This is a genomic window from Stenotrophomonas sp. 89682_Sma, from assembly GCF_056481405.1.
In genome coordinates this window covers 2,835,806-2,849,357 of the sequence record NZ_CM151147.1, presented here as the reverse complement: position 1 = coordinate 2,849,357, position 13,552 = coordinate 2,835,806, and the positions used below count along the sequence as shown (strand labels likewise).

The following is a 13,552-nucleotide window of genomic DNA, read 5'->3' as shown; positions in this document are numbered from 1 at the left end:
GTTGTGACATCACACGGAGATTCAAGGCAATGGCCGACTTCAAATCTCTGCGTGGTGATTCAGCTTTCGTGATTTCTGCTCTGCTGTTCGCTGCATTACTTGTTGCCAGCAACGCCAGTGCCGAGGGCCGATGCCCTTCCGGCCAGTACCCCATCGGCGATCAAGGGGTTGGTGGGTGTGCCCCGATTCCTGGGGCAGGGGCGACTGCCCGCGAACCCGGGCCCGCGGGTCAGTGGCATAAGACGTGGGGGGCGATTGCGTCGTCCGACGCGACCGCAGATGCGGGTGTTGCAACGGGCCGGCCGAGCAAGGAGAACGCGGAGCAGTTTGCTCTGGCAGACTGCGGTAGGCGCGGTGCTTCCGATTGCCGAGTCATCTACACGTATAGAAACCAGTGCGTTGCATGGTTGGTTCCCAATAGCCAGGGCGGGGCTTCCCGCGCCGGTCTTGCCAGCGCCAAGGACTCCGCCGAAGCGCGGAAGTTTGCCCAGCAGTCGTGCGTCGACACCGATGGAAAGGCGTGTCAGGTTGCATACGAGGACTGTACGAAGCCGGTCTATGAGTCATTCTGACCCGTTGATCGGATTGTCGGACTGGCAGCCAGTGCAACTCGAGATGGCGGCGAAGAGCTTCATGTGTTTGGGTGCAGCTCCGTTTGTTCTCTTGGTTCCAGCATCGGCTGTGGGCAATGATCGTCTGCTCAGGCCGTCCCACCTCTCACAATGGGCAGCAAAGGAATGAGTCTCCCCATGAAACGGATCCACCTCGCTTTTCTTCCGTGTCTGTTGATTGCAGGCCTACTGCCGTTCACTGCGCTTGCCGAAGGCAACTGCCCGCAGGGCATGTATCCCATCGGTGGCCAGGGTGTACAGGGCTGTGCGCCCATTCCGGTGAGCAGCTCAGGCTCCCCGTACAACAATCGCCCCAACTGGGCGCAGACCGTGCGTGGCGTGGCGATGGATGCCCGCGGCGACACCTTCATCAGCAACTCGATGCGCTCGCGGGGCAAGGCCAAGCGTGCATCCATGAAGGAGTGCAAGGAGTTCGGGAAGGGCGAATGCACATTGGCGACCTTGTTCCAGGCGCAATGCGTGGCGGTCGCCCACGCGGGCCTGGGCACTGAAACCACCAGTGTTGCCACCGCCATGTCCGAACAGGGGGCGGTCATTGTCGCGATGCAGCAATGCAACGCGAAGGCGGCATGGAAGCAGCTGCCGCAGGGACAATGCGGGATCGCCAGAACGGCCTGCACGGCGGATCTGTTCATCAGGTAAGGCGCCATTCACGCTAAGCCCCGTTTTCTGTGATCAGTTCCGCTTTTCGATTTCCTCGCACTTCGACGCGGCAGTACGCCTCGCGGTAAGCTCCTCGCGCGTCATGAAAATGACGCGCCAGTGCCGCCGAATGCAGGAGTTCTTCCGTCCAATGAGGACGCTGTCAGCCCCTGCATCGGGTAACGCTCGCCATCATCGCGGTCTTGCCGTACGCAAGGCTATGATCCCTGTCCGCGCGATCGCGGATAAGCCGGAGTACCGCATTCCGGCTGGGCAGGGAGGCGGGCATCGGCATGACCACATTGAAGGAGTGGGAGGGGATGGAAGACAGGGTTGGTGCACACATGGACGATGCCCTGGCATTTGTTCCGTCCGGTGCGAACCTGCTGGAAGCCGTCAGGGGCGAGCTCAACGGCGATGGCATCGAGTATCAGTTGCTGGTCATCGACCAGCCGACGCCGGAAGGGCTGGTGCCCGGCCAGCACGGACCAAACCGGGTGCTGCTGTTGCTGCGCGGTGACGGGCGCGGGCGCTGGCAGCTGGCCGCGCGCAACGACAAGCTGGTGCCGTGCTCCACCCGTGGCGGCATTGCAGGCGATCCCTTCGCCTACGTGACGATCGAGGATGGTGCTTTCAGCGTGATCACCAACGGCGGTAGCCGCGAGCGCTGGAGCAGCACCTATCGGTTCCGCTATGCGCCCGCGGACAAGGCCTGCTGGGTGGACGGGGTGAGACGCAAGGTCGTGGATATCGAGACCGAAGCGACCAACATCCGGGATTACTCGGCGGCGGAGCTGGGCAGGGTGAGGTTCGAGGACTTCGACCCGTCCAGTGTCGCCGAGGTGTCGCTTCCATGAGCCAAGCTCCAACCGGCGGAAGGGAATCCGCGCTGATGAAGATTCAGGAGTTGCACTGTGTCGACCGATAGAGAGTCGCAACTGTTGCGACAGGCGACCAAAGCCGGCATCGATTCCCCGCTTGAACTGGCCAATTTCATGGCCCAGGCAGGGCACGAGTCGCGCGGCTTGAGCCGGCTCAACGAGAGCTTCAACTTCACCCGGGGAATCTCGCAGATCCCGGTGGAGGCTGCGTGGCGCAATGGCAACGCTGCGTTGGAGAGCGCCCGCCAGGAGGCGCTGCGTGGTCGCCCGGAAAACCTGGCTGAGCTGATGTACGGCGGGCGCATGGGCAACGACGCGCCTGGTGACGCGCTGAAGTACCACGGCCGCGGCTATCTGCCATTGGTCGGCAAGGAGAATTACGAGCGTGCCGGCAAGGCGCTGGATCTGGACCTGGTGAATCACCCGGAGCTGGCAGCGCAGCCCGAGCACGCAGGCCGTATTGCCGTATGGCAGTGGCAGACACGGGTGCCGGAGGGGGCGCGCCATGATGTGCGCGAAGCAACTTATGCGCTCAACGGTGCGCTCAATGGCATCGAGGCGCGCCGGCAACGATTCGAGGTCTGGCAGCAGAAGTTGACGCCGGACGTGATGGCGCGACTGGATCGCGGCGAAGTCGGTGCGCCGGCGCAGACCGTTGCACGCGACATGTCACATGCCGGTGAGCCCGGCAATGCGTTGTTCGAGGATGCGCGCCGGCATCTGCTGCAGCTGGGACCGCAGAGTGGGCTGCGCAGTGCACAGGAACTCCACAATACCGCTGGCGCATTGGCATTGGGTGCGCAGAAGGCGGGGTTGTCGCGCATCGATCATCTGCTGGCCGGCAACGACGGCCGCACGCTGTTTGCGGTGCAGGGCACGCTGGGCGATCCAGCCATGCTGCGTGCGTCCGTAGACCGGGAGCAGGCCGCACAGCAGCCACTGGCGCAGAGTAGTCAGCAGCTGGCGGCAGCTGCTTTGCAACAGGATCAGGCAGCTTCGGTTGCCCGCGAGCAGGGACATTCACGTTCGATCTGATCCATCGGGGCGCTTGCGGGGCGGAGGCCCGCAGGTGCTGGACGCACGACGCGTGGCGCCCTCCGGCGCCGACATGGAAACCCAACGTAAGGACACCACATGCGAATCGTTCTTCCAACGTTCCGGCACACCGTTGCCAGCTTCACGTCTGTTCGGCCGAACCTGTCACCGGTCTGGCTCCTGTCATTGAGTCTGGTGGCTGCATTGGCGCAGGCCCAGGAAGCGCCTGCGCTGGCCGCACCTTCAGTGGTTGATGCCGCCGGAGTGCCGGAAGCACCGGCTCCGGTGGCTCAGGAGTCGACGGTGCGCTCTCCTGCACCCGCTGCGGCGCAGGAGCCGGCCCCTGCATCCGAGCCCATCCAGGCCCAAGCGGCAGCGCCCGCGTCCGCGGCGTCCGAGTCACCAGTCGTGGTGGGCGCGCCCAACCCGCCGGCGCCTCCCGCACTCGCCATCGTGCCGTTGCCGCCCGAGCAGGCGACCGAGCGCGCGCTTGGCGCCCGCTGCCCTGTGGACCTGGCCGGGCGACTCGCGACCCAGGGCGACCTGCTGATTGGCGCCTGCCAGGGCACGATGCCGGCGCATCTGGCCGCGCTGCTGGTCGCGCTGCCCGCGCAGGATATCCACCTGCCACGCAGCTGGCGCGAGCGTGAGGTGCAGCAGAAGGCCTGGTTCAAGGCGGTGCCGGGCTACGGCCAGCGCCCGGACTTCATCGTGCGGATGGGCGACATCTGGGTGCGTTCGCTGGAAGGGCGCGACGCCGACAGCACGTTCTACCTGGTGTCGGCGCCGTTCACCTGCAGCGACCGGGTCGCCAACCGCGACGAGTACGGCGCGGAGCCGGTCCGCGTGCCGGCCGGTGATTGCCGCGAGGCCTATGTCAGCCAGCGTGTGTACCAGGTCCGCGGGGACGTTGCGCCGAGGGATGTGACCGCCGAAGCCATGCCGGCCATGCCGCAGCAGGCGGAAGCTGATCGTGCGCGCCAGCGCTCGCGTGAGGGACGGATCAGCCTGGACCATAGCAAGTTGCAGTACGGCCCGGCCATGCGCTGGTTCGTGCAGTACCCGGAGTCTGCGCAGAAGGGCGGTCCGCGCGCCTACGGCGACTGGAACCGCGAGCATCTCGCCTTCGTGGTCTGGACCGGCGATCGCTTCGAGTTGCGCGACAAGGTCCCGCGCAGCCAGTGGCCGTGTGATCCGGTCGCGCCGGGCGATCGCGCCTGCGGCGGCTTCCCGGATTCCGGGCCGGATCTGTTCGTGACCGCCAGTGCATCTGCGCCGGTCGCGACCACCAGCCCCTGAGGCGCAGTGCGGAAGCGGGAGCCGGAATGACCGGCTCCCGCGCTGTCCATCAGGCCTGCAGGCTGCGGGTCTGATGCTGCTGCTGTTCCAGCTGTTGGTCGCGCTCCAGCGCAAGGCGCTGGCCTGCAGCCTGCTGGTCGATGCGCTGGCTGCTCTGTTCCAGCGGCGTGTTCATCGCCACTGCCGTATCTACCGACACGCGAAGGTGGGCGGGGTCACCGCCCTGACCCTGCACGGCGAAGCTGCGCGAGGCATCCGCGTTCATCACCACCTCGTCGATCCGCTTGCCGCCAGCGGCATGCATCTCGGCGGCGAGGCTGCCAGCCAGCTGTGTGCTCATCACGTCCGGCACGCGTCCGACCCGCACGTCCTGCGCATGCACGCCGCGGATCGCGTCGTTGAACAACGGGTTGCCCAGGTGGTTGGCATCGTCCATGCGCAGCATGCTGGTGTGATGGCCATTCTTCTCCGCTTCGCGGCGTGCCGGTTCACCGGGCTGCAGCGGGCCGCGGATGTGGTCGTACAGATCGATGGCGCCGCCCGGGATGCCGCGTGCAGCGCGGGTGACGCCGCGACGCAGTGACTCGACGTCGTCGCGATACTCCTCGATCATCTTGGCGTTGTCTTTCGCCAGCTTCTGCGTTTCCGGGTGCTTCAGCACCGAGCCTTCGTTGAGGAAGTTGCCCAGCTTGTGCGCACCGAACGAGCTGCCAGCTGCAATGAGCGGGCTGTCCGGGATCAGGGCGCGCATCGGATGGTTGCTGAAGCCGTTTGCGGCGAGTGTCTTGATTTCATCCGGCTTCGCATAGATGCGGACCTGGCCGAAATGCGGCGACGCGGCGCTGACCGGATCGGAGGCCATGACGTGGTTGATCATGGTGTTGCCGCCTTCGGGGATGCGGTAGCTGAGGCTGACCGCGCCATAGGCGTTGAAGGTCTCGCCCTTGACGTTGAAATGGTGCGAGGTGATCTGGGCCAGGGCGCCGCCGAGGGAGTGGCCGGTGACGGTGACTTCTGGTGGACGCTGCCCGAGATCCTGCCCCTCCTTCTTGGCGTAAGCGATGGCGCGTTGAGTCAGCGCGATGGCATCCGGAGCCTGCACATTGGTGCGGGCAACGACCATGCCACCATCGGTCAGAATCGCATCGCGTGCGATCTGTTCGGTTCCGCGATGTGCGACGACAATTTCATTGGTGTCGACTCGCTGGTAGATCGTTCCCTGATAACCGTTCAGTCGATTATCAACGTGCTCGAGAATCCTGTACTTGTGCCCGTTGATCGGGACGATCTCTTCTTGACCAGGTGCACGACGACCGACCGCATAATCCTTGTATGCATCTTCGGATAGCGCAGCATAGTCTTGGCTGTTGAGGCTCATTGGCGGACCTCGCTGGCTTCAAGCGACGTGGAGAACAGCGCATTCCGCAGTTCCGGGCGGAACTTGGTGGGATCTTCCTGGCCGCTTGCGCCGTAATCAGGAATCTCATTTACGCGCGGATAGTCTGCGCGAGGATAGTGGCGAGTCTCGGTCTCGCCTTTGACGAAGGGCGCTGCCTCAATGAACGACAGGAAGCGGGTTTCACCCTCGGCGCCGGTGGCTTTCAGCATCGCGCCGGCGCCGCTGAATTCCCACTTGCAGACGCCACGACCGTAGTAGTCCTCATCCAGCATCCGGTCGAGGTACACGGTGCCGCGATACTCGCCCTCAGCGACCTTGCGCAGCTCCACCGGTTCCTGGCTGGTAATGCGGGCGGCAGTGCCGGTGGCGGGTTCGATGTGGCCGCACTGGTCTTCGTTGGTGACGTCGTACTGCGCTACACCTTCGACCACCGCGAAATCGCCGGGGGCGTCCTTCAGGCGCAGTACCAGTTCATAGGCCTTGCGCGGGCTGGGGTTGAGCTTGGCGAGGCCGCGCCCACCCTGGGCGACATCGGCTTCGGCAGCGGCACGTTCCTGGTTCATGGCGGTCTCCGGGTTGCAGGCGGTCAACAGAAGCAGAGCAAGGCACGGAATCATCTTGTGGCGCAATGTCGGCCTCCTTGGGGGTAGAGGTGAATGTGACCCTGGCAGTTCATGGCGCGAGCTTCTGCACAGTGGTGGTGGTTGAGAACAGCGTGTCGCGTAGATCTTCGCTGTACCCCGACGGATCCTCCTCGCCACTGGCGCCAAAGTTGGCGACATTGTCGGCGCGCGGATAGATAAGTTTCGGGTAGTAAAGCGTCAGAGGTGAGTCGTTCTCCATGCGCTTGTTGTCGACGAACGTCAGGAATCGCGTATCCGCCTCGCCGTTCGTTGCGCGCAACATCGCACCGACACCCGTCAGCGTCCAATGGCAGGCGCCACGCCCGTAGTAGTCCTCGTCCTTCATACGGTCGAGGTAGAACGTGCCGCGGTATTCGTTTTCGCCGACCCTGTGCAGCGTGACGGGCTCCTGGCTGGTGATGCGGCCTGCGGTACCTGTCGCAGGCAGGATCCGACCACAACCTGCGTAATTGCTGACGTCGTACTGGGCCACGCCCTCAACGATCGCGAACGGGCCCGGCGCGTCCTTCAGTGTCAGCACCAGCTCATAGGCCTGCTTCGGTGCGGGATTGAGCTTGGCCAGGCCGCGTCCGCCCGCGGCGACATCGCGCTCTGCGTCTGCGTAAGGCGAGCACGCCGCCAGTGCCAGCAAGAGGGTCGCCGACAGCCAGCATCGTGCATTGCGCGATGGCGCTGCCGTGCTCAAGGCGTGTTCCTGCATCGTGCATCCATGTCCATATATCCTTCCCTGGTGACAGGTTTCCCGATTATGGGGTGCCCGGGAAACCCGGCGCCACCCGCGAGCGAGCATGAGTGCCAGAAATTTGACGCATTCAGGATTGGGCGGTGTCGCGGAAGTGCTTGCGGCACAGTCGATTTGCCGACTTCGGAACGACCGCGCACTGAATTCGATATTCAGCCGCCGATCTGTGACATCGATCATTAATTCACGCGATCATCACCAAGCGAAGTCTTCCACCATGAACTACACGATCCGCCCCGAATCCTCTGCTGACCACGCCGTCATCCATGCGCTCACTGAAGCTGCCTTCCGCCAAGCCCCGCACAGCAGCCACACCGAGCAGTTCATCGTCGATGCGCTGCGTTCGCGTGGGGAACTGAGCATTTCGCTGGTCGCCGAAGCCCAAGGCCAGGTGGTCGGACACATTGCGCTGTCGCCGGTCACCATCAGCGATGGAAGCACAGGCTGGTTCGGCCTGGGCCCGATCTCGGTGCTGCCCGCGTGGCAGGGGCAGGGCATTGGCGCGGCGCTGATGCGCGCGGCACTCGACGCGCTGCGTGGACTGGGCGCACAGGGTTGCGTGCTGCTGGGCGAGCCGGCGTATTACGGCCGCTTCGGCTTCCGTGCCGAGCCAGGCCTGGTGCTGCCGGGTGTGCCTGCGGAGTACTTCCAGGCGCTCTGCCTGCAGCCTCCGCTGGCGCAGGGCGAGGTGCAGTATTCGCCGGCCTTCGAGGCGACGGCCTGATCCACGGCGAGCGCGTGCCCGTCAGGGCGCGCGCCAGACGGTCGGTTCGGGTTGTGGCTTTGGAATGCGATAACCGCCGATGTGTTCAAGCAGTTCATTGGTGCGACGTTGTTCCGCCAGTACCTCACGCAGCAGGCTGCGCACGGCGAAGATGGCAAATGGCACCAGGATCCAGACCAGGCTGATGCCCAGCGCAAACAGGGTCAACAGGGCTTTTGCACCATCCATGCACGGCGTTCCTTGATCGAAGGCAGCCACGCTAGCACGCGGTTGCGGCCGACAGATGTCAGCCGTTATGCCGAAGATGGATCAGTGGATACGCACGCCCCTGCGAATCGAGCGGTGAACGTCCGGTTTCGACGAAGCCCATGCGCAGATAGAAGCCCACGGCCTGCGCGTTCTGTGCGTTGACGTCGGTGCTCAGCTGTGGGCACAGGGTCAACGCGTGCTGCAACAGTTGGCGACCAACCCCGGTGCCACGCACGTCCGGGTCAATGAACAGCGCTTCCATGTGGGTGCCGTCGATCAGCATGAATCCGAGGGGGCGATCCTGTGCGTCGACAGCAACGGTCATCGGCGCCTGCGGCAGGAAACCGGCCACTTCGGCATCGATGGCCTGGCGGTCTTCGGCACTGAGGAAGTCGTGGGTGGCGTCCACGGCGCGACGCCAGAGGTCGACGAGGGCGGCGCCTTCGTCGGCGCGCGAGGGGCGGAGGGTGGGCATGGGTTCACCAAGGTGCTTCGGAAGAGTGCGAAGTATGAGGCTTTCCGGTAACGCCTGCAGGCGAAGATTCATCCCGCGTCGGGTGGCGGATGAAGGGGCTGTGCGCAGCTGCGTCGGCGCGCAGCACCACCCCATCCTCGAAGTCATCGCTGTCGTTGAAGGGCACGATCGGCCATTGTTGCCAGCGTGCCAGCCGCTCGCGGTAGTCGCTGGTGGCCGCCGCCAGTGCTTTGTCGTGCGCCTGCACACGATCCGCTGGCAGCCCGGAACGCACGCCATGCACCACGAACGGTTCCATCACCTCGAAGCCGACGTAGCGCAGGCTGTACATCAACGGCCACAGCAGCAACCGGGTGTCGCCCTCGCGGCCGTCCACCGCGCATGCCCGCGCCGACGAGCCGGTGGTGACGCTCAGCAATGCGCGCTTGCCCTGCATCACGCCGTGCTCGTGGCGCTGCCGGCTGTTGTACATCGGCCCGTAGACGAGCACGCGGTCCAGCCAGCCCTTCAGCATGGCCGGAGCCGCGAACCACCACAGCGGGAACTGCAGGATCAGCAGGTCTGCGGCCCGCAGCAGTTGCAGGTGACGTTGCACATCGACGGGCAGCTGGCCCTGCTCGGCGCTGTGCCGCTGTTCGCGTTGGGCGTCGAAGTGGCCGGGATGCAGGCGATGCGGATGGTGGTCAGCCGCTTCCAGCGGATCGAAGCCCTCCGCATACAGGTCGACCACGTCCACCTGCAGCGCGTCATGCCGCAGCTGCTCGGCGGCCTGAGCGGCCAGATGTGCATTGAAGGAGCGGGGCTCGGGGTGGGCAAGCAGGATCAGGGCGCGCATGGGGCGAGGTGCTCAAGGAGTGTGCGACCATCCTCGCGGTGCCGGCATGCGCCGGCAATTACGCACCTTGAGGTAACCATGGCCTTTCCCGGGGATGTCTATGCCGCCGACTGTTCGGCACGCGATGCGCTTGCGCTGATTTCAGGCAAGTGGGTGATGCTGCTGTTGCCGGCATTGGCGCAGGGCCCGCTTCGCAACGGCGCGTTGCTGCGGAAGATCGAAGGCATCTCGCAGAAGGTGTTGACCCAGACCCTGCGCCAGCTGGAGCGCAATGGGCTGGTCGAGCGGTATGACCGCGGCAGCAAACCACTGCATGTGGAGTACCGCCTGACCGAGGTTGCGCGCGGCCTGGTTGACACGCTGGCTGCCCTGGACCGGTGGGCCGAGCACAACTTCCCAGCGCTCGATGCGGCCCGCGAGCGCTTCGACGCGCGCTAGCGGCGCCTGCACGGCCCCGGGCGTACAATGCGCCCCCGGCGGCCATCCTGGCCCAGTTGAAAAGCGAGAACCGCCATGTCCGATGTCCTGGGTGTACCGGTGCACGACGCCGATGAACACTGGATGCGCCATGCACTGGCCCTGGCCGAGCGCGCGCAGCGTGAGTTCGACGAGATTCCGGTCGGGGCGGTGCTGGTGGGCGCCGACGGCCAACTGCTGGGCGAGGGCTGGAACCTCAACATTGCCTCGCATGACCCCAGTGCGCATGCCGAGATCGTGGCCATGCGGGCCGGTGGAAAGCTGCTGGCCAACCATCGCCTGCTTGGCAGCACGCTGTACGTGACCTTGGAGCCGTGCGCGATGTGCGCGATGGCGATCGTGCATGCGCGCGTTTCGCGCCTGGTCTACGGCGCCAGCGACCCCAAGACCGGTGCGTGCGGCAGCGTGTTCGACCTGCTCGGCGATGCCCGCCACAACCACCGGGTCGAGATCCACGGCGGGGTGCTGGCCAAGGAAGCCAGTACGCGCCTGACCAATTATTTCCGCGCCAAGCGTGGCAAGCCGCCGCTGCTGCTGGAAGACCACGTCGGCGAGGGCTGAGGGGCGAACGGGTATGATGGGCGCCTCTTTCCTTCACCGGTAGGCCGCGCGCCTGCCCAGCAACGAGGCGACACAATGGCGGACACCGGCGCGGCCAACGAACGACTGATCTGGATCGACCTGGAAATGACCGGGTTGGACACCGACAACGATTCGATCATCGAGATCGCCACCGTGGTCACCGACGCCCAGCTGAACGTACTGGCCGAAGGTCCGGAATTCGCCATCCATCATCCGCTGGAAACGCTGGAGGCGATGGACGAGTGGAACCGCAACCAGCATCGTCGTTCGGGCCTGTGGCAGCGCGTGGTGGACAGCACCACCACCCTCGGCCAGGCCGAGGCGCAGACGGTAAACTTCCTGGCGCAGTGGATCCCGGCCGGCCTTTCGCCGATGTGCGGCAACTCGATCTGCCAGGATCGCCGCTTCCTGCACCGCCAGATGCCGCGCCTGGAGAAGTACTTCCATTACCGCAACCTGGACGTGTCCACAGTGAAGGAACTGGCCAAGCGCTGGGCGCCGAGCGTGGCCGCCGGCGTCGGCAAGAACAGCAACCACACCGCGCTGAGCGACGTGCACGACTCGATCGCCGAGCTGCGCCATTACCGCCAGTTCATGGGCGCGCTTTCGGGCTTGCCCACGGCCTGAACAACAACGCCGGGCAAGGCCCGGCGCGACCGGGTGACACGCGAACTGGTAGTGCCGGCCGCTGGCCGGCAATCCGGCGGCTTTCGTGAGGTGTATCGGGTTGCCGGCCAGCGGCCGGCACTACCCTCCGTTCAACTCCCTGACGCTAAGATCGGCGCCATGAACGAGCCTATCCTGCTCCCCCGCGACATCGCCCACGACGCCCGCGACTGGTCCGACCTGCAGCGGGCGGTGGCGCTGCTGGAAGCGCCGACCCTGACCGCGCGCATGGCCAACCTGGTCGGCACGCCGCTGGAGTTCGCGGTGAAGGCGCTGCCCAGCTCGGTCTCCAATCGCATCCATGGCGCCGTGCAGGCGGCACTGTCCAAGTCCGCGCAGGCCGCGCTGTGGAGCATGGACAACACCCCGGGCAAAGGGGCCTCCACCCGTTGGCACAAGCTGGCGGCAGCCACCTCCGGCGCGGTCGGCGGCGCGTTCGGCTTTGCGGCCTTGTTCATTGAGCTGCCGGTGTCGACCACCATCATGATGCGCGCGGTAGCCGACGTGGCCCGCAGCGAGGGCTTCGACCTGTCCGAGTTCAGTACCCGCCAGGCATGCTTGGAGGTATTCGCGCTGGGTGGCAACTCGCCGCGCGATGACGCCAGCGAGACCGGCTACTACCTGGCCCGCGGCTTCACCACTGACGTGATGCGGCATCTTTCGGCCGAACTGGCTGGGCGCGTGGTGACCGGTCGTGACCTGACCCTGGGCGTGGCGCCGAAGGAGGCCGGCAAGCTGCTGGCGAAGATGGTGGAGAAGGTGGCGGCGCGTTTCGGCGTGGTGGTCACCGAGAAGTTCGCCGCGCAGGCGGTGCCGATTGTCGGCGCCGCTGCCGGTGCAACGCTCAATACCATGTTCACCGACTACTACCAGGACATGGCGCGTGGCCACTTCATCGTGCGCCGGCTGGAGCTGAAGTACGGGGAAGATGTGGTGCGCACCTGCTATGACCGGGTGGCGCACGGCGCGATCAGGATCGAGCCCAGCCTGCAGTAGATTCACGCCGTGCGTGGATGAGCCTTCATGCAAGGCCATCCTTGCCTGCCGGGCACAACTGTTTTGCCACAACAGGCCTGTTGCCTTTCGCAGGTGGTCCCCATTCTTGTTGGCATTCCCCCTGCAAGAGATGTCCGTCATGTTGTTCACCTCCCACCGTCTGGGCCCGCTGACCCTGCCCAACCGCATCGTGATGCCGCCGATGACCCGCTCGCGTGCGGCTGCCGGCAACGTTGCTACGGCCGAGATGGCGACCTATTACGCGCAGCGTGCCGGTGCCGGCCTGATCGTCAGCGAAGGCACCCAGATCAGCCCGCAGGGCCAAGGCTATGCCTGGACGCCGGGCATCCACAGCCCCGAACAGGTGCAGGGCTGGCGGCAGGTGACCGATGCGGTGCACGCTGCCGGTGGCCGCATCTACGCGCAGCTGTGGCACGTCGGCCGCGTCTCGCATGTGGCCCTGCAGCCCGATGGCGCAGCGCCGGTGTCGTCGTCGGCGTTGCTGGCCGAAGGGGTGAAAGTGTTTGTAGACCCCACGGGCGCAGGCCCGGAAGCGGGCGTGGGCGAAATGATCCAGCACTCGATGCCGCGTGCGCTGCGCGAAGACGAGATTCCGGGCATCGTCGCCGATTACGCGCAGGCCGCCCGCAATGCGCTGGAGGCGGGCTTCGATGGCGTCGAACTGCATGGCGCCAATGGCTACCTGATCAACCAGTTCATCGACTCGCAGGCCAACCAGCGTACCGATGGCTATGGCGGTTCGCTGCAGAACCGGCTGCGTTTCCTGCGCGAGGTGGTGCAGGGGGTAGTGGCAGCGGCCGGCGGTGATCGCGTTGGCGTGCGCCTGGCGCCGCTGACCACGCTGCAGGGCGCAGTGGACGATACGCCGCAGGCGACATATCTGGCGGCTGCACACCTGCTCGGCGAGCTGGGCGTGGGTTACCTGCACATTGCCGAAGCCGATTGGGAGGATGCGCCTGTGATGCCGGTGGCGTTCAAGCAGGCGCTGCGCATGGTCTACCCGGGCACGCTGATCTATGCCGGCAAGTACAGCGCCGAGCGCGCCGAGCACGCGCTGGCCGAAGGCTGGGCCGACCTGATCGGCTTCGGCCGGCCGTTCATCGCCAACCCGGATCTGCCCGAGCGCCTGCGCCTGGGTGCGGAACTGAATCCGCCGGATCGTGCCACATTTTTCGGTGGTGGTGCGAAGGGTTTCACCGATTACCCGGCGCTGGAAGAGAGCGTCGCGGCCTGATCCTGAAGGCTGCCGGCCA

17 protein-coding genes are annotated in these 13,552 nt (G+C 65.5%); 11 read left to right on the top strand and 6 right to left on the bottom strand.

Annotated features, from left to right (window positions below; all coding sequences use genetic code 11):
* The first annotated feature begins 29 nt into the window (after positions 1 to 29).
* The 5 genes from ACZK29_RS13170 (at position 30) to ACZK29_RS13150 (ending at position 4,489) form a co-directional block, all read left to right on the top strand.
* Positions 30 to 572 carry a DUF4189 domain-containing protein gene (locus ACZK29_RS13170; RefSeq protein WP_111203517.1) on the top strand — a complete coding sequence of 181 codons (543 nt, stop codon included), beginning with the start codon at positions 30 to 32 and terminating at the stop codon, positions 570 to 572.
* A gap of 150 nt (positions 573 to 722) precedes the next feature.
* Entirely contained in the window at positions 723 to 1,274 is a 552-nt protein-coding gene (locus ACZK29_RS13165) for a DUF4189 domain-containing protein (RefSeq protein ID WP_254919432.1), read from the top strand.
* 320 nt (positions 1,275 to 1,594) lie between these two features.
* Positions 1,595 to 2,131 carry a hypothetical protein gene (locus ACZK29_RS13160; protein ID WP_478447090.1) on the top strand — a complete coding sequence of 179 codons (537 nt, stop codon included), beginning with the start codon at positions 1,595 to 1,597 and terminating at the stop codon, positions 2,129 to 2,131.
* A 57-nt stretch (positions 2,132 to 2,188) separates the two neighbouring features.
* Positions 2,189 to 3,190 (top strand): XVIPCD domain-containing protein, encoded by a 1,002-nt coding sequence (locus tag ACZK29_RS13155; RefSeq protein ID WP_459046986.1) that lies wholly within the window; start codon positions 2,189 to 2,191, stop codon positions 3,188 to 3,190.
* 411 nt (positions 3,191 to 3,601) lie between these two features.
* Positions 3,602 to 4,489 (top strand): hypothetical protein, encoded by an 888-nt coding sequence (locus ACZK29_RS13150; protein ID WP_111203574.1) that lies wholly within the window; start codon positions 3,602 to 3,604, stop codon positions 4,487 to 4,489.
* 49 nt (positions 4,490 to 4,538) lie between these two features.
* On the opposite strand, the gene ACZK29_RS13145 is transcribed toward ACZK29_RS13150, so the two are convergent.
* The 3 genes from ACZK29_RS13145 to ACZK29_RS13135 are packed head-to-tail and all read right to left on the bottom strand — an operon-like array spanning position 4,539 to position 7,232.
* Positions 4,539 to 5,867, bottom strand: a complete 1,329-nt coding sequence (locus tag ACZK29_RS13145) for an XVIPCD domain-containing protein (RefSeq protein WP_111203514.1) — start codon at positions 5,865 to 5,867, stop codon at positions 4,539 to 4,541.
* A complete protein-coding gene (locus ACZK29_RS13140) occupies positions 5,864 to 6,517 on the bottom strand; it encodes a hypothetical protein (protein WP_111203513.1) in 654 nt (217 codons plus the stop codon). The genes ACZK29_RS13145 and ACZK29_RS13140 overlap by 4 nt, the downstream gene beginning before the upstream one ends.
* 43 nt (positions 6,518 to 6,560) lie before the next feature.
* Positions 6,561 to 7,232: a hypothetical protein gene (locus tag ACZK29_RS13135; protein WP_459046984.1), complete on the bottom strand. Its 672-nt coding sequence runs from the start codon at positions 7,230 to 7,232 to the stop codon at positions 6,561 to 6,563.
* A gap of 259 nt (positions 7,233 to 7,491) precedes the next feature.
* Here ACZK29_RS13135 and ACZK29_RS13130 point away from each other — a divergent pair, with 259 nt between their 5' ends.
* Positions 7,492 to 7,998 carry a GNAT family N-acetyltransferase gene (locus ACZK29_RS13130; protein ID WP_111113709.1) on the top strand — a complete coding sequence of 169 codons (507 nt, stop codon included), beginning with the start codon at positions 7,492 to 7,494 and terminating at the stop codon, positions 7,996 to 7,998.
* A 21-nt stretch (positions 7,999 to 8,019) separates the two neighbouring features.
* On the opposite strand, the gene ACZK29_RS13125 is transcribed toward ACZK29_RS13130, so the two are convergent.
* Genes ACZK29_RS13125 through ACZK29_RS13115 form a run of 3 tightly spaced genes read right to left on the bottom strand, consistent with a single transcriptional unit; the run spans position 8,020 to position 9,557 of the window.
* Entirely contained in the window at positions 8,020 to 8,226 is a 207-nt protein-coding gene (locus ACZK29_RS13125) for a hypothetical protein (RefSeq protein ID WP_106549104.1), read from the bottom strand.
* Between the two features lie 58 nt (positions 8,227 to 8,284).
* The gene (locus tag ACZK29_RS13120; RefSeq protein ID WP_478446141.1) at positions 8,285 to 8,722 is read right to left on the bottom strand and encodes an acetyltransferase; all 438 of its coding nucleotides are present in this window, start codon (positions 8,720 to 8,722) and stop codon (positions 8,285 to 8,287) included.
* Between the two features lie 4 nt (positions 8,723 to 8,726).
* A complete protein-coding gene (locus tag ACZK29_RS13115) occupies positions 8,727 to 9,557 on the bottom strand; it encodes an NAD(P)H-dependent oxidoreductase (protein WP_459046980.1) in 831 nt (276 codons plus the stop codon).
* A gap of 78 nt (positions 9,558 to 9,635) precedes the next feature.
* On the opposite strand from ACZK29_RS13115, the gene ACZK29_RS13110 reads away from it, so the two are divergent.
* The 5 genes from ACZK29_RS13110 to ACZK29_RS13090 all read left to right on the top strand — a co-directional run bounded on the left by ACZK29_RS13110 (position 9,636) and on the right by ACZK29_RS13090 (position 13,533).
* The gene (locus ACZK29_RS13110) at positions 9,636 to 9,995 is read left to right on the top strand and encodes a winged helix-turn-helix transcriptional regulator (RefSeq protein WP_459046979.1); all 360 of its coding nucleotides are present in this window, start codon (positions 9,636 to 9,638) and stop codon (positions 9,993 to 9,995) included.
* 75 nt (positions 9,996 to 10,070) lie between these two features.
* On the top strand, positions 10,071 to 10,595 hold the full coding sequence (tadA, locus tag ACZK29_RS13105; RefSeq protein ID WP_478446140.1) for a tRNA adenosine(34) deaminase TadA: 525 nt from the start codon (positions 10,071 to 10,073) through the stop codon (positions 10,593 to 10,595).
* Between the two features lie 75 nt (positions 10,596 to 10,670).
* Positions 10,671 to 11,243 carry an oligoribonuclease gene (gene orn / locus ACZK29_RS13100; RefSeq protein ID WP_005413827.1) on the top strand — a complete coding sequence of 191 codons (573 nt, stop codon included), beginning with the start codon at positions 10,671 to 10,673 and terminating at the stop codon, positions 11,241 to 11,243.
* A 159-nt stretch (positions 11,244 to 11,402) separates the two neighbouring features.
* On the top strand, positions 11,403 to 12,278 hold the full coding sequence (locus tag ACZK29_RS13095; RefSeq protein ID WP_459046978.1) for an EcsC family protein: 876 nt from the start codon (positions 11,403 to 11,405) through the stop codon (positions 12,276 to 12,278).
* A gap of 139 nt (positions 12,279 to 12,417) precedes the next feature.
* Positions 12,418 to 13,533, top strand: coding sequence for an alkene reductase (locus ACZK29_RS13090; protein ID WP_478446139.1), 1,116 nt, complete (start codon positions 12,418 to 12,420; stop codon positions 13,531 to 13,533).
* The last annotated feature ends 19 nt before the right edge of the window (positions 13,534 to 13,552 follow it).

Excerpts from the sequence above, each read along its gene's own strand:
- orn (WP_005413827.1), top strand. The coding sequence starts at position 10,671 with ATGGCGGACACCGGCGCGGCCAACGAACGACTGATCTGGATCGACCTG.
- ACZK29_RS13135 (WP_459046984.1), bottom strand. The coding sequence starts at position 7,232 with ATGCAGGAACACGCCTTGAGCACGGCAGCGCCATCGCGCAATGCACGA.
- ACZK29_RS13160 (WP_478447090.1), top strand. The coding sequence starts at position 1,595 with ATGGAAGACAGGGTTGGTGCACACATGGACGATGCCCTGGCATTTGTT.
- ACZK29_RS13145 (WP_111203514.1), bottom strand. The coding sequence starts at position 5,867 with ATGAGCCTCAACAGCCAAGACTATGCTGCGCTATCCGAAGATGCATAC.
- ACZK29_RS13115 (WP_459046980.1), bottom strand. The coding sequence starts at position 9,557 with ATGCGCGCCCTGATCCTGCTTGCCCACCCCGAGCCCCGCTCCTTCAAT.
- ACZK29_RS13110 (WP_459046979.1), top strand. The coding sequence starts at position 9,636 with ATGGCCTTTCCCGGGGATGTCTATGCCGCCGACTGTTCGGCACGCGAT.
- ACZK29_RS13125 (WP_106549104.1), bottom strand. The coding sequence starts at position 8,226 with ATGGATGGTGCAAAAGCCCTGTTGACCCTGTTTGCGCTGGGCATCAGC.
- ACZK29_RS13090 (WP_478446139.1), top strand. The coding sequence starts at position 12,418 with ATGTTGTTCACCTCCCACCGTCTGGGCCCGCTGACCCTGCCCAACCGC.
- ACZK29_RS13130 (WP_111113709.1), top strand. The coding sequence starts at position 7,492 with ATGAACTACACGATCCGCCCCGAATCCTCTGCTGACCACGCCGTCATC.
- ACZK29_RS13120 (WP_478446141.1), bottom strand. The coding sequence starts at position 8,722 with ATGCCCACCCTCCGCCCCTCGCGCGCCGACGAAGGCGCCGCCCTCGTC.
- ACZK29_RS13095 (WP_459046978.1), top strand. The coding sequence starts at position 11,403 with ATGAACGAGCCTATCCTGCTCCCCCGCGACATCGCCCACGACGCCCGC.
- ACZK29_RS13170 (WP_111203517.1), top strand. The coding sequence starts at position 30 with ATGGCCGACTTCAAATCTCTGCGTGGTGATTCAGCTTTCGTGATTTCT.
- tadA (WP_478446140.1), top strand. The coding sequence starts at position 10,071 with ATGTCCGATGTCCTGGGTGTACCGGTGCACGACGCCGATGAACACTGG.
- ACZK29_RS13165 (WP_254919432.1), top strand. The coding sequence starts at position 723 with ATGGGCAGCAAAGGAATGAGTCTCCCCATGAAACGGATCCACCTCGCT.